This is a genomic window from Candidatus Erwinia haradaeae (assembly GCF_900698965.1).
GTDB lineage: Bacteria > Pseudomonadota > Gammaproteobacteria > Enterobacterales > Enterobacteriaceae > Erwinia_E > Erwinia_E haradaeae_A.
In genome coordinates, this window is the sequence record NZ_LR217725.1 from 928,624 (window position 1) to 952,739 (window position 24,116).

General features: G+C 32.9%; 10 protein-coding genes and 4 tRNA genes. 6 read left to right on the forward strand and 8 right to left on the reverse strand.

What is annotated here, in order from left to right:
- The first annotated feature begins 70 nt into the window (after positions 1-70).
- Positions 71-745: a tRNA (adenosine(37)-N6)-threonylcarbamoyltransferase complex dimerization subunit type 1 TsaB gene (gene tsaB / locus CIPSTX3056_RS02945; protein WP_072666435.1), complete on the forward strand. Its 675-nt coding sequence runs from the start codon at positions 71-73 to the stop codon at positions 743-745.
- Positions 746-968: 223 nt separating this feature from the next.
- Here tsaB and CIPSTX3056_RS02950 read toward each other — a convergent pair.
- The 6 genes from CIPSTX3056_RS02950 to proP form a co-directional block, all read right to left on the reverse strand.
- Positions 969-1,044: transfer RNA gene (locus CIPSTX3056_RS02950), tRNA-Trp, on the reverse strand.
- Between the two features lie 1,500 nt (positions 1,045-2,544).
- Positions 2,545-2,620, reverse strand: a tRNA-Glu gene (locus tag CIPSTX3056_RS02955).
- Positions 2,621-3,521: 901 nt separating this feature from the next.
- Positions 3,522-4,319, reverse strand: a complete 798-nt coding sequence (gene murI, locus CIPSTX3056_RS02960) for a glutamate racemase (protein ID WP_072666436.1) — start codon at positions 4,317-4,319, stop codon at positions 3,522-3,524.
- A gap of 952 nt (positions 4,320-5,271) precedes the next feature.
- Positions 5,272-5,348, reverse strand: a tRNA-Arg gene (locus tag CIPSTX3056_RS02965).
- A gap of 4 nt (positions 5,349-5,352) precedes the next feature.
- Positions 5,353-5,445, reverse strand: a tRNA-Ser gene (locus CIPSTX3056_RS02970).
- Between the two features lie 288 nt (positions 5,446-5,733).
- On the reverse strand, positions 5,734-7,239 hold the full coding sequence (gene proP / locus CIPSTX3056_RS02975) for a glycine betaine/L-proline transporter ProP (RefSeq protein WP_072666437.1): 1,506 nt from the start codon (positions 7,237-7,239) through the stop codon (positions 5,734-5,736).
- A 1,590-nt stretch (positions 7,240-8,829) separates the two neighbouring features.
- On the opposite strand from proP, the gene rpmE reads away from it, so the two are divergent.
- From rpmE to ubiB, 5 genes are all read left to right on the forward strand, one after another.
- Positions 8,830-9,045, forward strand: coding sequence for a 50S ribosomal protein L31 (gene rpmE / locus CIPSTX3056_RS02980; protein WP_072666438.1), 216 nt, complete (start codon positions 8,830-8,832; stop codon positions 9,043-9,045).
- 850 nt (positions 9,046-9,895) lie between these two features.
- Entirely contained in the window at positions 9,896-11,383 is a 1,488-nt protein-coding gene (rmuC, locus tag CIPSTX3056_RS02985; protein ID WP_072666439.1) for a DNA recombination protein RmuC, read from the forward strand.
- A 1,314-nt stretch (positions 11,384-12,697) separates the two neighbouring features.
- Positions 12,698-13,453, forward strand: coding sequence for a bifunctional demethylmenaquinone methyltransferase/2-methoxy-6-polyprenyl-1,4-benzoquinol methylase UbiE (gene ubiE, locus CIPSTX3056_RS02990; protein WP_072666440.1), 756 nt, complete (start codon positions 12,698-12,700; stop codon positions 13,451-13,453).
- A gap of 10 nt (positions 13,454-13,463) precedes the next feature.
- Entirely contained in the window at positions 13,464-14,075 is a 612-nt protein-coding gene (locus tag CIPSTX3056_RS02995; protein ID WP_072666441.1) for a ubiquinone biosynthesis accessory factor UbiJ, read from the forward strand.
- A complete protein-coding gene (gene ubiB, locus CIPSTX3056_RS03000) occupies positions 14,072-15,697 on the forward strand; it encodes a ubiquinone biosynthesis regulatory protein kinase UbiB (protein ID WP_072666442.1) in 1,626 nt (541 codons plus the stop codon). The genes CIPSTX3056_RS02995 and ubiB overlap by 4 nt, the downstream gene beginning before the upstream one ends.
- A gap of 2,040 nt (positions 15,698-17,737) precedes the next feature.
- On the opposite strand, the gene bioD is transcribed toward ubiB, so the two are convergent.
- Together bioD and CIPSTX3056_RS03010 are read right to left on the reverse strand one after the other, a co-directional pair.
- Complete coding sequence (gene bioD, locus CIPSTX3056_RS03005; protein WP_072666443.1) at positions 17,738-18,448, reverse strand: dethiobiotin synthase; 711 nt, start codon at positions 18,446-18,448, stop codon at positions 17,738-17,740.
- Positions 18,449-20,765: 2,317 nt separating this feature from the next.
- Complete coding sequence (locus CIPSTX3056_RS03010; RefSeq protein ID WP_125918803.1) at positions 20,766-22,988, reverse strand: hypothetical protein; 2,223 nt, start codon at positions 22,986-22,988, stop codon at positions 20,766-20,768.
- Positions 22,989-24,116: the final 1,128 nt, after the last annotated feature.

The window sequence follows — 24,116 nt, forward strand, 5'->3', positions numbered from 1 at the left end:
CAGGTTCAAAATAATCTATATTGCAGCTATAATAAAAATTGTTATTTTCTTACGTTAAGGTGACCAATCAGTGAAAATATTAGCCTTTAATACAAGCACGGCATATTGCTCTGTTGCATTAGAACAGGCGCATAAAAAATTATCTCATGTTAAGCTATCCGCTCGTAAACATACACAATACATTTTGCCACTAATACAAAAAATTTTGCAAGAAGGTGCCATGTCATTACACGAACTAGATGCATTAGCCTTTAATCGTGGTCCTGGAAGTTTTGCTGGTATTCGTGTCGGAATCACTGTCGCTCAAGGTCTAGCACTAGGCTCTGGTCTCCCTTTGATAGGTCTCTCCACTCTTCAGATATTAGCACAAGCTGCCTGGAATAGGCTGTTTTCACCACGTGTTCTCGTGGCTATGAGTACAAACACGGGTCATATATACTGGGCTGAATATCAACGTAATCATCTTGGTAACTGGCAAAGTGAATGTGGTGAAACTATTTTACAGCCCCAGGACATACTCGAGCGGATGAAAACACTGACAGGTAGATGGACCTGTGTTGGTACAGGGTGGAAATCCTGTCCGGAATTAATAGATCAATCTAGTCTTGATCTTCTTATTTCTAATATAGATTTACCTCATGCAAAAGATATGTTGCCTTTAGCAAAAATCATGCTGATTTTAGGTTCTACCGTATCACCTGAGACTATAGAACCAAAGTACTTAAGTAAGGCATTTTTTAGTTAATTGCTTGACAATTCTAAAAAATATAGATCTATTATTAGCAATACGCATACAAAATCAGTAATTAACTGTGCTTATCTTATGTTAAATCCCTATATATGATGTTTGGTGCGTACATTCTCAATTGCTAATGAATGACTAATCATGAACGCTTAAACCGAAGCATACAACTACACTCTATCTCTGTATGCTCTGCGTATTCTGTATAAGTAATACTTGAATCTATTGGCAGGGGCGGAGAGAGTCGAACTCACAACTTCCGGTTTTGGAGACCGGTGCTCTACCAATTGAACTACGCCCCTAGATAGCTCATCTTGAGAAAAATTTGTATTATAGCAATTTGGTCATGTAAATTTTAACAGATACTATAGATATGTAGCAGCTGATATGCAGTAGCACTACCGCGTTATTTAGCCTCATAAAAAATTGTATGCAGAAGAGTCTGATGTTTACAAAACTCATATAGATTGATTGGGATTGGGTTTCTTGTCAACCTTCAGTGATATAAAAATCTTATACCAGAGCGCTTTCTAATTTAGGATTTTCAGCCTAAATCAATAAACTAATAGCTTTTATTATTCATATAACATTGCGTACATCTCTTTAAATCAAAATCATACCTACTCAGTAAGGGTAATGTTAAAAAAAAGATAACTGCCCTACCTAACCTAGAAGATATTATTATAATAATAAAGAAAAAAATACAAAAACTCTATATGATCTTCTAATGTATTTCAATTATTAATTATCAATTATCAATTATTTTCATTGCAGTTTGTTATTATTGTCCACAAAATTTATTATGTATTGGATGGTCTCTACATCACTCATTTCTCGTTTTAAATTCAACTAACGTCAAAAACTAATCACTCTGAAATCTTGATTTTTATGTAACTAATTTTCTGTGAATTTTTCGATCCAGTGTCATCGCTATTCAAAGATTCAATCTTCCTCATGCAGTCTGATCTAGGGGGTTAACGCGTTTTGTATTCTGATATTTCTATATTTCTATTAATAAGATAATGACGAGATATTAAAGAAGTTATGTGTGTTTTTAGGACTGTAATCACGCAATGTTTTTCTGCTGTTGAGAAAACTTTAATTTCAAATCGAGTAATAAAATTACTATTAACTAAATTTAGAGAAGCGTGCAATTCTTGTCTATAATCTTGTATATTATGTATAATACATAGCATTATCCTTTTCTTAATGCTAATTATACTAATTATGCTAGATATGCTCACTATATAACTTTTTATATCTTATGTAAAACCCTGATGTAAAACTATACCGCCTAATCACCAAGTCACTATAATATGCATATTTACGGGGGGGTTGATATGTATCAAATACTCTTATTACTAAAATATAATCTATCTGTTACAGACCCTTGCATAGACTACGTTAGAATGTTCAGAGAAAAGTAAAAACGAATATTATGATTTTATAATTTTCAAATTATAAAATATAACATTCTGAAATGATCCAAAATCGTTGGATGGAATATAATATACTGATCAGTATAAATATAATCTGTAATATGTATACTTTTCCAAAAAAGGAAACATCTTATTGTAAATATATCAGATTATGAAGTATCGTTACATCTTTTTATTAAGTTTATTAAGGGTAGATTATATTCAAGGTGGACTATATTTAGCTTTGCTTTAGTGAATATTTTTATATTCTTATTGTGATTTCATTGTGATTTCATGTCTTCTTGTATCACACCATCTAATGTCATCCAAGTTTTATGGGAACCACCATGAAACGAGATAATCATATCTCAATACAGTCTTACTTGGTGTCCCCAAGGGGGTTCGAACCCCTGTTACTGCCGTGAAAGGGCAGTGTCCTAGGCCTCTAGACGATGGGGACTTCGAGAGTATTTTAAATCTTTTTTATGGCGGTATCTTTGTATAAAGAATCGCTTTAAAGATATACCACTCCTAAATAGTAATACACAATGCATCATATACACAGTTTGTTAGTTTGTTAGTTTATATAAAACTATATACAACTTATAACACTCACTCAGGACATGCACTACCTGTTGGTGCTCAGTTATATCGCTTGACGTATCCTACCTAGACGTATTCTACCTAATATATATTCTATAACTTAATATCAACCGGAAACAATATAACGACATAAGGATAAGTGCTAGATGTTATTTATTAATCATAACTAGCCTTCGTTTTTCTAAGCGCTTAATTCTGTTCAGCTGTAGACTAATCTATAATCTATTCGTCATGACAATAAAACTGTTATAATTCTTATAAATTATCTCTTATCTCTATATATGCAGCGACTATCATGTACAAGCATAAGCTTCAAGCTAAAGCGGCAATATTTAAATCATTGAGTGATCTTTTGCCTTCTATTAAATAATCAATTTTATACACATGTTATATTAACATATAAAAATTACATTGAATAGCTATTTTAGGTTATACCTTAAGAATACTCTCTTTGAATAAATTAAACATAACCAGCTAAACATAGTAAATTGAAGAATTACATTTTTATCTCACAAGAGGATCTGGGTACTTAACATTCCATACCTGATTTCTTCGGTTTGTATATAAACCACTAAATTTCAACTCTCATATGCTTATTGTGATCTTGCAACGTGTAGGGCTGATATTTTATCTTAATGCTCAGCTATATTTAGAATCCCAATAAATATCATGGTAGCTATCTGTATGATGGAATAGTACTAGATTTCAAGCTTTTAAGTACTTTTAATGTCACTTCTTTTCATTTTCCTTCATATCCGTTATAAAGTTAATTCCTCGAGTCTTGAAAAACCATAATTGTTAAGAGCGGGTACTAACTGAAGCGCTTGTTGATTTGAATCCATACATAAAGCTATATTATGAGTCTTTGGGCCTACTGCATAAGATGTATTACCAAGTAAACACGCAATACGGCGCGCTACAGCTTCACCCGAATCAATTAACTGCGTCTTTTCAGGTAATACATTTGTTAATTCTTCACGAATAAGAGGAAAGTGCGTACATCCCAACACTACTGTATCAGGGGGTAAAGCCATCATTAACCATGGTTGTAATATACGTTTAATAATGTTAATGGGCACTACATTACCGCGCAGTTTACTTTCAGCTAATTCTACTAATTCTTTAGATCCTAACATGGTGATTGAGCATGATCCAGCAAAACGAGAGAGTAACTCATGTGTATAAGAACGCCGGATTGTACCCTGAGTGGCTAGAACACCTAGTACACCATTACGAGTTAATTGAGCAGCCGGTTTAATTGCTGGAACTACCCCAACTATTGGGAACATAAAACGAGAGCGCAGAGCTGGTAGACTAACAATACTAGCTGAGTTACAAGCAATTACCACTAGGGATAGCTGGTAAACACGAGTCACCGCTGTAATAATAGATACTACGCGCTTAATAGTGCACTTTTCCGATTTCTCACCATAAGGAAAAGCAATATTGTCAAACACATAAAGATAATTTAAATCTGGAAAGAGTTTATAAATCTCACGATAAATGGATAACCCACCTACGCCGGAGTCAAATATCAAAACTCTAGAAGACACAATAGATTGGCCGGCGATTAATTACGCGATAGTAGTAAGCGGTGTGTGTTCCGTCACACAGTGCTCCGTAAAATGTTAACTCTTAATATATGATCATAAAACTACCTAGATCACCGTCTCCCTTATACATTAAAGAGCTGTATTGCATGATATGAATCATTATGCATGTTGCTATATAACATATATCCAATATTCATGAATTATGGCATTCGATGAATATACTGCTCTTTTGAAAAGCCACTACAGACAGAGAAATACCTGTACCAGCCATCAATATTATATTAATTAAACGCGGATAGATCGAAATCATTAACATCAACGCTAATTCTCTGGGGTATTACGTTACAACTTCAAAATTATCATATGGTACAGACTGGCCTAAATAGGCATACATGTATCTATCCAACATAACTATGATATTGTATCAAATGTGGTTCATAGGGATCGTAAACATCATACAATATTTAATATTTTAATAAATGCTCTATGTATTAAGTATGTTCTTATCTATGTATTAAGTATGTTCTTATATAAGCAGTACTCATACGTCCTTATGACATGGGTCACTGATGGCATTTTCTTAAAAACGATAAAACATAACAAACTGGTCACGAATCAATTTAAATAATTTATGCTTTACATAAATTCATGAGAACATCTTCATGTTAGTAAAGAAAAATATAATGGTTAAAACCTGAAAAGCATTAATTTAACGTAATACACAAAATGAAATTCAAGCTCAAATCAGAATAAATATTTTTTATATTAAGGCATTTTATGATAATCATCATAATACTGAGTGCTAATCTAATAACGATTTAAAAAAATCCTCGGTGCAGCATAAGATGCATAATACTATTTTAGTAGCCCTATTTTTTATCATGCTATTATCCATCACAGATAGTAATGAGGAACTCCTTCAAAAGCACTATACGCTACTGCTAATATAATATTATGGTGCATCCAGGAGGATTCGAACCTCCGACCGCTCGGTTCGTAGCCGAGTACTCTATCCAACTGAGCTATGGATGCATAATGGCGGTGAGACGGGGATTCGAACCCCGGACACAGTGTTTCTCCGTATACTCCCTTAGCAGGGGAGCGCCTTCAACCTCTCGGCCATCTCACCAATAGAAACCTCTAAATTTAATCTCAAATAAGCAAGGCGTTTACGATTCCTTTAAGGCGTTTACGATTATTGTGTGTATTTTACTATTTGCTGACTTGAAGTCAAATGTTTTCTCTATCAATAATGCTTTACATATGACATGTTAGTACTCACTATATATCAAATTATAACATCTTTAACCATATAATCTTTGAGATACAGCATAATTTACTCCTTAATTGCCTTTGATTAAATTCTGTTAAATATTTTACTATATAACAATAATATCACAATATCTTTCTATTAAACTTATTCATGCATATACGGATGTTGATTCATTAACTGAGAACGTTGTTTCTCTAAAATACTAATTTGTTGCTTGATTTCTGTAATTTTTTGTTCTATATGATCATGATGTTCTTTTATAATAGCTTTTGCTTCTATTATATTTGAAGCTACAGGATTAGCCCCACGCAATGGTAAATTAGCAGTTTCCTGCATCATAATGCCTGTTAACAGACCAACACCCCCTGCAATCATTAAACAATACGCTGGCATATAGAGGTTTGCGGTCTCTTCTACTAGCCATGCAGCTATTATTGGAGTTAAACTAGCAATAAGAACCGAGAGATTAAAAATAGTAGCCAATATGCTACATCGAATATGTGTTGGAAACATTGCTGGTAAACTCGATGCCATCACACCGGTAAAACTATTAAGAATCAGCGCCAGTATAAGCAAACCTAAAAACATACGTCCTGTTACGTGACTATTAATTAATGTAAAGCAGGGAAGGGAAAACAATAGCAAGGCAAAACTACCTATGATTACTAATGGGCGACGACCAAACTTATCACTGATGAAGCCCATAATAGGCTGTAAAAAAAGCATACTTATCATGATAGATATTATAATAATAATTCCATGATCCTCTGAAAAATGCAAATTCTGCGATAGATAGGTTGGCATATAAGTTAGTAACATATAATAGGTAACATTAGTTGTAATGACCAAGCCCATGCAAATCAGTAGACTCTTCCAATATTGAGTAATCAACTTTATATATGAAATTCTCTGTTCTGTAAGGCCAGCATCATGACCGCTGATCATAAATTTCTTGAGATTCCCTTGGAATGCGGGGCTTTCTTCTAACATGTAACGTAGATATAATCCAATAGAACCAAGCGGCAACGCCATACCAAATAAGATACGCCACCCCCAATTTGAAAAACACTCTGCACCAGTAATATAAGAAATAATCACTACTAATCCAGCTCCTAGTAAAAAACCAGAAATTGAGCCAAAATCTAACCAACTTCCCATTAATCCACGTTTACGGTCTGGCGAGTATTCGGCTATAAAGATAGCAGCACCGATATATTCGCCTCCTATTGCAAATCCTTGGATTATTTTGCACATCAAAAGTAAAATTGGGGCCCATATTCCTATAGTTGAATAGGAGGGAATCAAACTAATACAAGCAGTACTGATTGACATCATTATAATAGTGATAGAAAGTATTTTTTTTCGACCATATTTATCTCCTAGGACCCCAAAAAATAGACCTCCTAATGGTCGAATTACAAAGGGTAAAGAAAATGTTGCTAGAACAGCAATCCTTTGCATTCTAAGATCGACTCCTGAAAAAAAAACCTGTCCTAATTCGTAGGCAAGGAATCCATACACACTAAAATCAAACCACTCTATAATATTTCCTAACACAGTTGCAATAATGACCTTTCGTAATCTAACATCGTCAACAATCGTCACATCCTGCAACCCTAAAAGGCTTGTATGTGTTTTTTGCAATGACATATACAGTAATATCCTAATACAACAACCTATGGGCTAATTATAATCCAAGATCGATTATCTGATTTGCTATGGTTCATGTTAATTTTTGTATCTTATTACATCTTGTAACTAGCGATAACTAGTATACTAGTATACTACCATATGCAAATAATGTTATAATCTTGGTTAATGCATAAACACATACGAGCTAGAACGCTTATGCCCATATACCTATATTCTTTTATGGTGCGTAGATTAATTCAGGTCATACTGGTAGATATTTTTACATAAAAAATCACTATTCTCAAAACCACAACGACAAAATAGCCTAAATGGCCTAAAATAGACAATAATTAAGAATTTTATTTTTCAGTGCGCAAAGAACATATGAACCACCTCAATCATCTATCTTTATCGTTATTGCTAATGCGGATAAACTATACCAATCTAGGACCTGTATAAGCCCATCTATAGTATTAGGCGCTCACCTGTTAGAGACTCTTATATAATGTGTGCTGCACAATATTCTGTAAAATAATATTTTTAAAAATTTATTTAAGACACATATTCATATCACATCCTGGATACTACCTTATTTCATGCCGTAACCAATATCTTCCTAAAAAGATGTATAGACATTCTTATGACCTTAGAGCATTGTTTATATTATGCTAATTCTCAATATTCATCTCCTCTGTCATACCAAATATCTAATAAAACAATATGATAAACATTCCAAGAATGTATGCTGTATTGATAATTCAGCGCAATCTTAATCATTAGATTACTTAATAAAACTGAAAGGATCAGTATCAAAACTATCTCTGATCAGAGAATCAGAGTACACAGTTAAACACGATAGACTATTAAAGTTACAATATTATTGTATGCAACGCTGCTGATTACTTATTCACTTGAGAAAGAAAACTGATCTTTACTATCAAATCTTATTGATAGTAATAAAACCACTTAAAAGTGTAGAATATTTAATGCACTAGAGGGACCAAGCCCCAAAACCAATCAATGTTCCTGGGTCTTCGCTAAAAGCGAATCATCAAGTGAGATACTTAAAAAATCTTTTAGGTATGATAGTAAATGCAGGATCCTAATATAAAAGCTTGACCCATACTTCTTGACTGATTAGTATAATTAATAATAGGCAGGAAGACATAAAAAACTAATAGAGTAGAAATATGCATGTATTGCTAGATAGGTCTATACTCGCAATCTATAATCATGTCTCTAAGAGAGAGTACGTCAAGCGTAAGTGACTTTTATAAGTAAATGAAACTTTTATAATAGGTATATAATTCTCTTATAATAGGTATATAATTCAACGAAAACTATCAATGAATACATCAAGAACACACCAATGATCCAGATAGCTCAAATAATAATTCTATTATTATTCTATGCGGGATCCTAGAATTATATGAATTTTGAATAGCTAAGACAATAATCTTATGATTCTCAGTGCTTTCCATAGATATACTACTCAGTAGTCTTATTGTTATCATGATATTGTTATCGTACCACGCACGTATTCTCATGAACCTCGTAATTCAGAATCGTGATTGATAAGCTCATAAAAACCTTAGATGAGGTGTGCTAGTGAAGAGAAATATTCACCCAAACTATACTCATGTTACTGCTACATGTTCTTGCGGTAATGAGATTCAAACTCGTTCCACCATTTGCCGAAATATAATTTTAGATGTATGCAGTAAGTGCCACCCATTTTATACGGGTAAACAACGTGATATAGCTAGTGGTGGGCGCGTAGATCGTTTTAATAAGCGTTTCTGTATTCCAAGCAGCAATCAGTAACTGTATATAATACAGATGTCTATCTTAGGAGAAAACATAGATCGTAAAACACCTGATTACTAATGCATTAGATGATTATGCTTACCTTAAATTAATAACATCATAGCAACGCATATCACATATATACTAATAAATTCGCACTAACTAATAGTGTTAGTGTGATACTATTATATCATTAAGTCTAATGATATTAGAGATGCTTCTGGATATTATATAAAACACATAATCATACTTTTATTATAGATACAGTGACTTCCAAACCTGATCGAACACTGAGTTAAAGGACTATGCTTAAAACCCCACTGCATATGCAAGGACATTACCCAAAATAGGCATTGTCTTGCACAACTAACTTTACATAATCAAGTGATAAACTGGCCATTTATATGGAAAATATCATCAATAAATATTTTTATGATATTTTTCGCTAACAGGTTAACTGCATTAAGTCTGCTGTACCTTCACGAAAACCTATAATTAATCAAGCTCCTGATTGAGAATCACTAATATTTACATTTTTATATTTTTATATTTTTCTATTATTCCAGGAGAATACTTCAAATACGATTAGACCAAAAAATCTATTAGCTCAGATCAAGCTATTTTCTAGCAAAATTATCGGATAGTAATCCTATTTGAATTATTACGTTTATCATATATAGAACTAGATTGTCTTACTGCTCTATCCCACGCTGAATAAAGGTCAATATTATTCATCTCATCCAGAACTATTCAGCCATATTAGTAAGTATGTTTTGAGCATGCTCTGCAATTAAATTGATATTGATAATTATTCCATATCAATCCATATCTTCTTATTTTTTCTTACAAAAACACACAAGGAAATAAGGTGAACAATGCAATTGTATATAGTGCTGTGTTCTTCGTTCTGTTTAGTGTACTGGCAGTTTTTTTTGTTGCCTTGTTTTATTACCACAATAAAACAACAAGAAACAAGTCTAAAACGCAAATAATCATGCAAGCAGAGCAACTAGCACAACATGACATTCAAAACTTACAGAAACAGTTAGAAATTTTACATGCTATGAATCAAGAACATAAACAAACCAATCAAAAGCTTAGTGCCGCTATACAAGTTGCTGAAAAACAACTACAGGACAAAGATTCTTGGCGCAGTAAAACCGAACAATTAATATGCGAGAACCAAATACAAATAAAAATTAATAACGCTCAAAAAACAGAGTTACGTGAAATGGCAATTCGTCTTGAAGAGACCAGGATGGCTGCCACAAAACAACAACAACTAGTAATGAATAATGAAGAGTATCTCAATACTAAATTTGAAAATCTAGCTAATCGCATCTTCGAGAATAGCGGACGTCGTCTAGATGAGCGAAATCGCGAAAGCTTGAAAAACTTAACATCCCCCCTGCGTGAACAACTTGAAGGATTTCGTCATCAAGTTCAAGAAAGCTTAGGCAAAGAGGCTCGCGAACGATACACTCTTTCTCATGAAATTCGTAATCTTCAACAACTCAATGAAAAAATGGCTCAGGAAACATGCAATCTAACTCAGGCGTTAAAAGGTAATAATAAAACGCAAGGAAATTGGGGAGAAATAGTGCTTCATCGTATCTTAGAAACCGCCGGAATGCGAGAGGGACATGAGTACCAGACCCAAACTCATATTCCATTAGAAAATAATGGGTATATGCAACCAGACGTTATTATACGATTACCGCAAGGTAAGGATGTGGTGATTGACTCAAAAATGACACTAGTAGCCTATCATCGTTACTTTAACGCTGCTAACGATATACAGAGACAAGCTTCTCTTAAAGAGCATATTATTGCTATTCGTGCACATCTACGAGAATTACATAAAAAGGATTACCAAAAATTACCCAGCTTACGATCTTTAGATTATGTTCTAATGTTTATCCCAGTAGAATCGGCATTTCTTCTTGCTCTAGATAAACATCCGGAACTGATCAATGAAGCTTTTAATAAAAATATTATGTTAGTAAGCCCGACCACACTACTAGTGGCATTGCGTACTATTAATAATCTATGGCATTTTAACAATCAAACTCGCTATGCACAGAAAATAGCTTATCGTGCTAATCAATTATACGATAAAATGCGATTATTTGTCGACGACATGAGCCATATTGGCCTCAGCCTTAATAAGGCTGAGGCTAGCTATCAGTTAGCAATGAAAAAACTATCAGAAGGCCGAGGCAATTTAATAGCCCAAACTGAAAGTTTTCGAAAAATGGGCATACAAATCACGCGACCAATTAATCCCGAGCTAGTAGCAAAAGCAATACCAGAAAACTCTCCAACACAAGAGATTTCTGAAGACTCACTAGAGTGATGATAAAAATTGATCGTCTTTTTTAAATATATTCAATAATTCTGAACTTGAATAGCGCCCTCTATAATGTATTTATTCTTATTGATACGAATCTATCACTAAAGTATATCTATATATCTATCCTAGTATCTGCCCGATATTCTTATATAATGTCACAAGATTATGGACGTTACTCCGCGCGATAAAGCGTTCAGAACTATACTGCGTGCATTTAGATAAACTGCGTATAAACACTTAGTATTACCTGCTACTGAATTATCTACTACTGAGTAGATACTGCTTTAGTGGCTCTCTTAGGGCTACTCTTCAATATTTGACATAGCTTATAGCTATATCACACTTAGTTTTGCAGGCACTCTATGATATGAATGGTATAATGTATGATTATACTGCCAAACACAGCTTCGGCAATATGAGAATGCTGCTATTTATGACATCAACTTATCTAATCCTTTCATTGATTACCCATACTAATTCGTAGATAACAATTCATTTTATTCATTACCTTCAGAATGAATAATATCAAGAAAGCGAGTACCTATAGTGTCTATATCTCATATATCTACTCTACTACATTAGTAGTAATCTATTATCTGCTTATGTCTATAGATGGTATTATAAAATTATGTAATAGATGATATTATAAAACATTATCATATAGTAGAAAAGGATTCATCAATTCACCAAGACTAAATATTTTATGTTTATAGTTCGTGTCTACCTCAAAACCAGGAGATAATAAGCCCCTAGACCACCATAACACCTAGAAATAGATTCTATACAAAATCTATTCCAATAATCATATATAGATTAATTCGAAGACCACTCCAGACATAAAAGGTACACCACAAAACTCTTTGATTACTATGTTTCGAAACGCTGCAAGCATTATAATATAACAGGTGATAGCAAACCGATATGCAGTGTAATCTTAAGATACATGTGCATAATCTTGAGTATATCTAATTATTGTTACTCTTGTATATCTAATATAATCAACGCTGCTTTGATATGCATGTCATCATCATTTGCCAACTGAGATGATTCACGCATTTTTCGCAAACAGCTAATTGTAATCATTCTCATAAAAAGCTATTGGAACTTAATCAGTTGCAATAAAAATATGCATTCGATAATTACTAATGCGCAGAAACTGTAATACTAGATAAAAAATATATAGTGTAATACTAGATGAAAAATATATATTTGACTAATAGTAAAACTACATCGCGAAAAAGAATGCAGTCAATGTCGCTTTATATAAACTATATATACAGATACATAAAATATAGAATCATTAGAGAAGTCTTAAATATGCTAAATAAATCAAAAAATACCACCCACTTTGGGTATCAAACAGTTAACAAAGAAGAAAAAACCAATCTAGTTTCTAATATTTTTCATTCTGTAGCATCCAAATATGATCTAATGAACGATATAATGTCATTAGGAATTCATCGAATCTGGAAACGCGTGACTATTCAGCACAGCGGTGTCAGACCTGGGCATTATGTATTAGATTTAGCAGGCGGGACTGGTGATTTAACAGCGCATTTTTCACATTTAGTGGGCGAGAATGGTTTAGTTATTTTAACTGATATTAATCAGTCAATGCTGCAAGAAGGCCGCAGAAAATTGCGGAACAAAGGAATTCTTGCAAACGTGCGATATGTGCAAGCAAATGCAGAAACTTTACCATTTCCAGATAAAGTATTTGATTGTATCACTATTGCGTTTGGCTTGCGTAATATTACTGAAAGTCATCAAGCGCTTTCTTCTATGTTTCGAGTTCTAAAGATCGGAGGTCGTCTTCTAGTACTAGAGTTCTCTAAAATAGAGTCTGCCTTATTCAACAAAATCTATAACGCTTATTCTTTTCAGGTCCTGCCATGCCTCGGGGAGCTCATAGCTCAAGACCCACATAGTTATCGTTATCTGGTAGAATCTATTGATGTTCACCCTGATCAGGAAACGCTAAAAAGAATTATGATAGATGTCGGATTTAGTGAAACAACTTATATAAATCTTACAGGTGGGGTCGTTGCATTACACCGAGGCTTTAAGTTTTAAAAGGATAAATATGATTTTACTCAAAATAATGACGGCAATATTAGAAAGCATCATTAATACCATTGTTTATCGTGAACAAGTCCTAGTTTCTACACAGCAATACCTCTGTGGTCACAGTTTGTCACTTATAATATATGATATAAATTTATCAATGGTGTTTGTTTTTAATAAAAATCAAGTAAAAATCTTTAATTGCTATAAAGGCATTGCCGACTGTACGATAACCACTACCTTAACTGCATTACCAAAGTTATATAATTATCGAAAGCTAACCAGACTGCTCAATAGCGAGCAACTTAAGGTCACAGGTAATCTGAAGATCATCGAGGTGCTTCTTACTACACTAGAATTAGATGGTATGGAGCTCGATCCAGTAGAATATCTTACCCTATGGATCGGGGACATTGCTGCAGAGAGTATAGGTCAATTTTTCCGTCATTGTTATCAACTAATGCATTATGAGGTAAAACGCAAAAAAGAGTGTCTATCGGAGACTATTACTGAAGAATGGCGTTTATCGCCAGGATTTCTTGAAATGTCCTGGTTTATCAAAGAGGTCGAGGAATGTATACATACTTTAGATATATTTGACGCTCGTATTTGTCTTTTGGAGATATCATGACTTTTGGTGAGTTACGTCGCCTATATTATATTATCCATGTTTTTCTAAGTTATAACCTGGATGAGCTTATCTCACAAACAAGTTTATCAAGATCCATAAAACTCTTCTGTAGATGCGCATGTTGGATACCAAAAAAAAATAAAAAAGAATCTTTGGGTGTTCGCTTACGCTTTGCGCTAGAGGAGCTAGGCCCTGTATGGATAAAATTTGGCCAGATGATATCTACCCGTCATGATATCTTACCAATACAAATCATTAATCAATTAGCAATGCTTCAGAATCATGTGACTCCATTTGATGGAAGGGAAGCGTTAAGATTAATTGAATCCTCATTAAACACACTAATTTCGGATAAGTTTGATAACTTTAATATCATTCCATTAGCCACGGCATCGATTGCACAAGTACATGCTGCAATATTAAAAGAAAATGGACAAGAGGTGGTAATCAAAGTTATTCGGCCAGATATCTTATCAGTGATCAAAGCAGATTTAAAACTATTATATCGACTAGCTAGGTGGTTACCATATTTTTTTCCTGATGCTAAACGCCTGAGACCTCTGGAAATCGTTTCCAACTATGAGTGTACATTACTCAGCGAGCTTAATCTTTTACATGAAGCAGCCAATACTATTCAAATACGTCGTAATTTTGAGACCAGCTCAATATTATATGTACCAAAAATTTATCCAGTTTATTGCAGTGAGCATGTTTTAGTAATGGAACGCATTTATGGTATGCCGATTGCTAATGTTAGCATGTTAGAGCAACATGGTGTTAATATGCCCCTGTTAGCCGAAAGGGGTGTGCAAATTTTCTTAACTCAAGTCTTCCGAGATAGCCTGTTTCATGCTGACATGCACCCCGGTAATATCTTTGTGAGCTATGTACACCCAGAGAATCCGCAATATATAGGAATTGATTACGGCATCGTTAGCACTTTAAACCAATCAGATAAACACTATTTAGCAGAAAATTTTATTGCATTTTTTAACCGCGACTATCATAAAGTTGCAGAATTGCATATAGATTCGGGTTGGGTGCCAGCTGATACTAACTTAATAGATTTTGAGTTCGCCATTCGTCGTGTCTGTGAACCTATTTTTCAGAAACCTTTGATAGACATTTCTTTTGGAAATATCTTAGTTCAGCTTTTTAATACAGCTCGATGCTTTAATATGGAAGTACAACCGCAGTTAGTATTGCTGCAGAAAACGTTACTTTATGTAGAGGGTTTAGGTCGGCAAATCGATCCAAAACTAGATCTGTGGACAACAGCCAAACCTTTCCTTGAAGACTGGGTACAAAGTCAAGTCGGTTTTTCTTCCATGTTTCATACACTAAAAAAATATACACCAATATGGGCTGTGCGTTTAGCTGAATTACCGGATTTATTATATGAGACTCTTCTGCAAAACAAAAAAATACAACTACAATATAATAGAGATAATTTGAATAAAAATCTCACGATGGCATCTTTCAATCAATATCCAAAACATTGTTGGTTAACTTTTCATCAAACTTTATTGTTAAGTGGAACGGCAGTTCTCTTGTTTCGCCCAGAATTGGATCTCTTTGCTATTATTCTAATCTCGGCTAGTTGTCTAAAATGGCTAATTTAGTGTTGAGCACTAAACAGACCATATAAATATTACAAAAGTAAATAAAGAAAAATAAATAATCATTACTAAATAATTATTTATATTGACATGCTAAGATTTGTTGTAAAATTACAATCCACAACACATTCTATGATGCAATATTTCTATTATTGCATAAATGCGATATAAAATAACGTAATTAATATATCGTTGAACCTGATAGTAATCAGTTATGTCTAGAGATAAGCATTTTCATGCGCATAGACCCTAGATATATAGTTGCATTTAATCAAGATTATTTTTACGTGATCATGTACATATTATATGATCAATTTTACTGTAATTTCTATTCAAATAGAAACCATCTATATAAACTTAGTTTATATAGATGATGATTCATTGATATCTATATACTAACATCATAAGCATTAATTTTATATATCATTATATATATTATATAATTTGTATATGATATATAAAATTCATAAACCTTCTGTTATATCTATAACAAAACTCATCTTGAACTATATTTGCCTAGTGTTTTCTAAAAAAGAAAAGTCTGCATATAGTTAGTATTAACACTATTTAAAGATTACTTTAAATATAGCACATGTATCCTACGGATACTATGGTCTTAGATAGATCAGCGATATTTTGCGGTATTACATGTATAATTTTTACTTTAGATTATAAACTTAAAAGTGATCTGCATTATCAGTTTATCAAAACATCACAGATCCTACTTTACATTAGGAATGCAGCATTAAAATAATCATCATAGTTAATCGTACATATTGTAAAAAAACAGTTATGCAATATCTAATAACTAAGTGATGATCAGAATCAGATGGAAGAGTTCTATCTCGAAAAAAATAAATAGTGCCGGCATTAATGCGAAAAATGGTTCTTAGTCAAGATACTGTTAGTAATTTACTATGCTCTGAAGTATAAGAAAAAACGAATATATTACATCAGATTCCTACTTGTAGAACATCTTAAAGCTGTATCTTATCTAAATACCAATAACTTATTATAATGCCTGATCTATAGGAGCGTTATATGAACCCCTGCAGCAGGATACATCTAAAAACAGCGATGCTATCACATAATGATGCTATAACATAATTAAGAATAATTCTATTTACTATAAAATCATTATTAGGTTACTCATATCTCATTATATTTTTATATTGTACGTTGTATTCTCTCTTTAAATATATGATTATGATATAATATGTTGAGCTCTAAGATAAACTCAACCCCTAGATTCTAGGAATATGTAATTATTTTGTAATTTATAGTTTTACACTCTAAATATTCGCTTAGGTGTTCAAAAATATAAAATTTAGGCACCTTAAAAGTTATTATAGTCAGCCTATATCAGCATATATATCGAAAAATCTTAAGTATCTCTAAGTATCAGATATACCTATTGCAACCTCTAGAGATGCAAACACTAACACTCTATCGCTGTTCGTAACGCATTCATTAATTGCAGCACCTCTCTTTCAATATATGATCAGTCATTTTAAGAATCATGAGCTCTTTTCAAACTCACTATAATTAGATGTAATATAGATTATGCACGCTAAAAATCATTCAACGTCTCTTGTTTCCTCTGATTAGGAGGACCTTAGTTATGGGCGCTTGATTTGTAACATACGCGATAGAGTATCTCAAAGCACATAAGAAAACAAAATGCATACTGCAGCATCATTCAATGTTTGTTAGTAGCAAGATGACAAATTATATATGTAAAAAATACTTTAGCAGGAGAATTAATATCTACGGAATAATCAAGTAAGTGTGATAAATAGATACATTTTATTACATCAGGTAGTCGCCATCATCCTGATGTCAGATCATATCAAAGATACTATATATAATAATTCTTTATTAAACAGCATAACTAAGATAAGAAAAATATTCTATCAAGTGTTATTCGTCTAACGTTAAAAGGACATGTATAGATTACATCGAATTACACACAGAACTATAGTAATTTTTTGATAAATAATTTTTGATCAAAAGAGTATATATAGATATTACTCATATTTGTTTTCATAAACAGCATGATTCTGACACTCCATAAGGCTTTTCCAAAACAGATAGGTTGAGATAGTTAGATAAAGGCGCATCTATTGCATTCTGAATCCACGGAATTACTCCAAGTAAGTGGGTATCTAAACGTTGTTCTAATGCCATCACATAATCCTGAGCACGATAACTATTTGTGGTAGGATAATTGGCAATCCACCCGATCAGGTTTAGCCCCGCTTGACGAACTGCGCTTGCTGTGAGCAGTGCGTGATTAATACAACCCAACTTCACTCCAACAACTAAAATGACCGGAAGGCGCTCCATAATAACCCAGTCAGAGTAGTTATACTGTAGCCCTAATGGTGTCAACCAACCGCCTGTTCCTTCCACAACCACCCAGTTTGCAATTGATCCTAACGCTAGCAATCCTGCTGACAATATATTGCTATCAATGGATTTTCCCTCATCATGACTAGCTATATGTGGTGCAGTTGGGGCTCTTAGCGGATATGGATTGACTTGATTATAGCTAACGTCTACATTACTACTGCGCATTAGAACCAACGCATCGCGATTACGAGGTCCATCAGGTGTCAGCGCACATCCTGACGCAACTGGTTTATATCCTACAGCACGATAATCGGCGCGTATAGCAGCCTGCAGCAAAGCACATGTTGCTATAGTTTTACCAATATTTGTATCGGTTCCAGTAATAAAAAAATATTTAGTCATATTAATACACTCCAACAATCGAGTTTTTAACTATTTTAAGTAATCGCTTCACTTATCTCTAGCACTATAATGGTTACGCTCCTTATTAGTTTTTACACGCTATTTTAAAAGGTTTTACCATGAGACCATCAGGATAATTTGAGATGTTTTTCGCATCTGCGTAGCAGATTAAATAATCTTTATTAAATATTTATTAATCAAAAAATGCATAATGCTCTCAATATCATTCATAATACCTCCGAAGAAAATGCATCAATCATTTTCAAAAAGTTCAGTCATGTGAAATTGGTAAAACTTAGTAGAAACATTAATAGTGTCTCGTAATATTGTTAAGACCACAAAATAATCTATATAAACTTAGAGAAAATATGTATATGTTAATGATACTAATTTTATGATTAATACAATGACTATATAATTAACACAATGACTACAAGATACCATGTGCACATTAAAAGAGAATTAATATAATGAAAACTGTACAATATATTCATAGAGCCTTAACTAAATGCGTTATTTTTCTTTAGCTCTTAGAAACAGAGTGCTATATTATTTTTACTGTCTAAATAAAATAATTACTATGAATATCTAATACCTTGAGAGGACTGGTGTTATCTATATTGATTATTAATCTTAATCACCTCTAGTTTATATTATGAGGTATGCTTTAATAGAGTATATACTGATTAATCTAGATACTTTACACAGAACGCGCATTTTTTAGAATCGCGTATGTACTGTTTAAACTTTTTAAAACTTTACAGCGCTAATCTTCAGCATAATTAACATGACAAAGATTCATTATATTGAACAAGGTAATAACCAAGCCTAATTCTCTTCATGGTTAGCGTTGAGTCAGATCTGGATCATTAAACTTATTGAGCATCTGATACTAACTAGAAGACCTTTTATTTTAATTTTTTCATAATCATTTAACTATAACAATTTATCTTTAACCGTTGGTACAAAGCCCTATCACAAGCTATAGCTCACTCTTATACGAGTGTTTCCAAGTGCAATAAGCGATACTAGATGAATATCATATAAAACCACTACGATAAATTATTGATTTTATCAGCTCTCTATCATAGTAATTATAACATGTGAAGCTTTTCAGAAAATCTATCTCTATAACTAAATTCGCCTAAATTCCTTGAAGTTATCTTAGGTGAATAAAAAATTTTAATAAAATCCATAATCTAATTTTTAATTTCAGAACTAAAATAATTCTTTTCAGATTAAAGTGACACAATAGAGGATCTTTCGATGTTACAACAGAAGATCTTTCGATGTTAGAAATGTGATATATCTTCTATATCTTCCAAGTATTTATCATAGAAATAATAAGTCGTGATTGCACGGTTGATATATATAATAATATTTTATATATATACTAAGATATATAGTATAATCTATATTGTTGGATTATATATCATCACATAAGACGGAGCTAGCTCTCCCTTCCTTACGGTATGACAGAGACACATTTAATCAAAACGACCAGAACAACCTCTGGACATATCTTTAGAAAAAAAACTCTACATATTAATACTATTTAATATCTACTGCCTTCTTTAGAAGAATCGGGCAGTTATTTATTTTTACAAGATAAGTAAATAAACATTACAAGCTGAGCAAAATTATACTAGTAGTATATAGAGATGGATGTATAGTTACAGCGTGGATAGGGTATAAGAAAACTATAAAAATATTTAATAACTATTTAGTAATTAACGACCAAATTATGTCATAACTTATTTTTATAAGTTTTACATAAAACAAAAGGACTAGCAATTAATTGCTAGAAAAAATTCTACAAGAACGACTGGCTTGATTATGTCATCTAAAACCTTCAATTAACTGTTATAATATATTTTAGAGAAATAATTTAACATGCATAGAATTTCGCTATATCTACAATAGTAATGACTATCTCAATAGCAAATTCAAGATGAGACTGCTATGCATAGCGCCGTATGCATAGCAGTCTCATAATACACCTATACATAACAGAACTTATACTACAAATACAGTATCATGCCTAAATACAGCATGCCATATCACTATGATATAAATCATAGCATCTATCTGAGTAACACCGCACCATATAATACATAAGTATCTTCTATAGTATCTTCTATGGGTAGTATTTATCTGTTACTACCATAAAATACATAAAATAACCTAACCCTTCTAAGATAGAGATAAACCTTTTGAGATAGCAATACATAAGAGCCATAGCTATTTGGTAATGTATATTAATACTTACATCTCATCAGCCTTGACTCTTCAATAAACATAAAATAGATATAACATATTAAAATGTTCCGTTTAAGCTGCAAGAAAATTTCCAGTTCTTATTCCCTGGAATACTTGAAATACCTGACTCAAATATAGATACAGAAATATTGTTACTCAATGTATATACCAGCCCATTCTTTAATGTAGTGGACGTTTTTGGTGAGATGTCGTGAATACTAAGACGGCTGGTTTTATCAATACTGGAATTCGATATTAAATTATTCTCTTTAAGAATGTGTTCTACTTTAATTCCAGAAACCCATATAAGATGTTGAACAATCGAAACTCGAATATCAGCTCCTAGGTCGCCTCTTGCGTTATTATAATTAATCGGATTGTAGGCTACAGGAAGCGTAATAGTATCATCCTCCTTATATGCGTTACGAGCAACATGGTTATAACGTAAACCTGTATGCCAGAAAAACAAAACAGTTGGACTAATGATAGGATGACCGCCTCCCCATTCTAGGGATGAACTAAATCCGTTTATCTTGCTATTACCTCTTCCATTTTCAGTATGAGGCAATATTAATCGTTTAATATCAACCTCATACTGACTAAAAGATATAGCTGGACGGAAATAAATTTGCCCCAATCTTTTAGGTGCATGCCAGTCAGCATATAACCCAAATCCAAAATTATTTCCATTCATTTTATAGCTATCAGGAAAATAACGCGATAAGGGCTGTGTAACGACACCCCCCAGAGAAAATACTTCTGTTACTCCATATCCCACATTCACTACTGGCATAACATTTTTGCTCATAAAAGCTGCAGGTTTAGTGTAGATTAACCAGCATAAATGGCCACCATTAGCAACGCATCCTTGCTGTAAATTTGTTAACGTATGCTCTTGTGATTTAATTAATGTAAAAGCATCAGTAGCAACTTGGTTAATTGCAGAGCGAGTATTCACTGCATCAACCAAGAATGGTTTAGTTGTATGTACGTTTTCATCTTTAATTAGTCTTTTAGAACCAACAGTCTTCAATGGGAGGGAAGGGGTATTAAGGGCCTCTCGTGGCACTCGAAATAGAAATGGATGCTTGACTTTATCATCTGAATCAGATTCTCCAAAAGCAATTTTACCGTCAGGAGAAAATGAAAGGATTTCGGAAGATCCAGAAAGATCATTTTTTAATGTACCTAAATCAGTTTTATTTTTCCAGTTCTTATCAAACCAAATAATTGCGTGAGATACAGCACTATTTCCGTTAACACTGGAGTACCCACCAGCTATGGAACCATCAGGAGAAAGAGATAAGACTTTAGATTCCCCAGAGGGGTCACTAGTTAATGCACCTAAATTAACCTTATTTGCCCAATTCTCGCCTACCCAGACAGTAGCTTGGGGATTTTTTTTGTCATTAATATTAAAACCACCTGCTACTTTTCCATCAAAAGACAAAGCTAATACCTCAGACACAGAATTATTAAATGTTTTATCAAACAAGCTATCAGAAGAAGATCCATCGACAATGGTCTTCTTTTCCCATTTATCCCCAGACCAGATAATAGCATGTGACGCATGTCTGTTGCGGCTCATATATCCACCCGCTACTTTTCCATCACCAGATAATACTGATACCCCAGAATATATAGGATACTTAGCATGTTCTATATCCATTCCAATATCAGTGTAAGTCTGCCAATGATCGCCAGACCAAATCGCTCCAGTAAGCCAATCTTTATCATTTGCACTAGAGTGACCTCCTGCTATTTTGCCGTCAGCAGATAGAGCTGATACCTCAGAAACTATAGCGCGATTCGATCTATTAATATCTATATCGGTTGCTGTTTTCCAGTTATCGCCAGACCATATCACTGCGTGAAGGGAATCTTTATTAAGAGGAGTAGAGTAACCTCCTGCTATTTTTCCATCAGCAGATAGAGCTAATATACTAGCCATTCCAGTATTATCAGGTTTTAATGTGCCTAATTTAGTTGGATAAGACCAAAATGGACCAGACCAAATAGAAGCTTGCCTTTGGTACTCCTGAATAGAGGAATATCCTCCTGCAACTTCTCCGTTAGAAGAGATAGTACTTACTACATGAGACTCAGGACCAATATGAGATGACAGCTGTGTTTTTAATGGATCCTTAACAGATTCCTGTTTAGGTGATATTGCTGTAGTCGTAGCAAATGCTAAATTATTTGCACTAAAAAAAAATAACACACACAGAATATAATGGATACATTTACAACATACATCTATGATCGAATTAAAAAATTTCATAAGACATAATGCCCTTCGAGCAAGCCTGATGTCATCTACACTTACATAGATTTATTGACCTACTATAATTTATCAATAATCATACCTATCTTCATGTCCGTGCATGAAGATGCATGAAAAACCGCACACATATGCTATACCTATATCAGAATATTCAGCATATGATCGAAATCATTTAGAGTCAGGAAAGAAGATCGATTATGATCTGAGATCATATAAAATAAATAGTGATTAAAAAATTAAATAGATATTTTCATCGCAACATGTACTAAATCACGTCATATAATTAAAAATATATTTAACATTTTATGTTAAATAAAATACTGTGATTTTATCTTTTAGCGCAAAAATTTTAAGTAAAAAGTTCTATAGCGCTCTATCGTAACTCTTAATAAGATCTAATACTATTCGTCGTATTACCCTCCATATAATTTTAATATCATCTCGCTAGCTGATTTAATGCAAGTGATCATTGCTATTATACCATCAATTACAGACATATTGATTCTATATTAGGAAGATAACTCACCTGATGGCAATAAAATAAATTTATTGCATCTAACAAATTCATGATGTTAGATGCAATAAATTTATTTGATCACTATAAACGATAGTACTCTTGAGAAGAGTGATCTTCTAATGATAATTTTGTCATAATTATGGATTACAGATTAAAACAGTAAATATTATACTGGTTAGTTAACATTTATAAATACCTGCTGAAGACATACAGTTGTGATAATCATTATACTTTAATAATTTATTTATAATTAAACATTAAAATTATAATATATATTCATTATTATGTATTATTGTCTGAATAGCACATTGAAAATATAGTCCTAGATATATGCATGTATCACATCAAGATATATGATATAAAAGTATATCGTTCATTATAATATACGTTATAATATACGTTATAGTATCTGTAATATGACATTGCATATACAATATAATGTTACACATGTACGCTGATTGTTAAGTCTTTTAGACATTGTCAAAACAGATACGGTATACATAACATAGCGATATAGCTTAGAATGTTAATTCATAAAGGATTACATCCTAACATGCAATGACGATGTTTTTGCTAAAATCAATAATTTTAATATCACGCATTATCTA

What these genes read in the sequence shown, in the direction of transcription:
- proP (WP_072666437.1), bottom strand. Translation starts at nt 7,239, where the DNA reads ATGTCATTGCAAAAAACACATACAAGCCTTTTAGGGTTGCAGGATGTG.
- ubiE (WP_072666440.1), top strand. Translation starts at nt 12,698, where the DNA reads ATGCTAAATAAATCAAAAAATACCACCCACTTTGGGTATCAAACAGTT.
- CIPSTX3056_RS02995 (WP_072666441.1), top strand. Translation starts at nt 13,464, where the DNA reads ATGATTTTACTCAAAATAATGACGGCAATATTAGAAAGCATCATTAAT.
- ubiB (WP_072666442.1), top strand. Translation starts at nt 14,072, where the DNA reads ATGACTTTTGGTGAGTTACGTCGCCTATATTATATTATCCATGTTTTT.
- bioD (WP_072666443.1), bottom strand. Translation starts at nt 18,448, where the DNA reads ATGACTAAATATTTTTTTATTACTGGAACCGATACAAATATTGGTAAA.
- CIPSTX3056_RS03010 (WP_125918803.1), bottom strand. Translation starts at nt 22,988, where the DNA reads ATGAAATTTTTTAATTCGATCATAGATGTATGTTGTAAATGTATCCAT.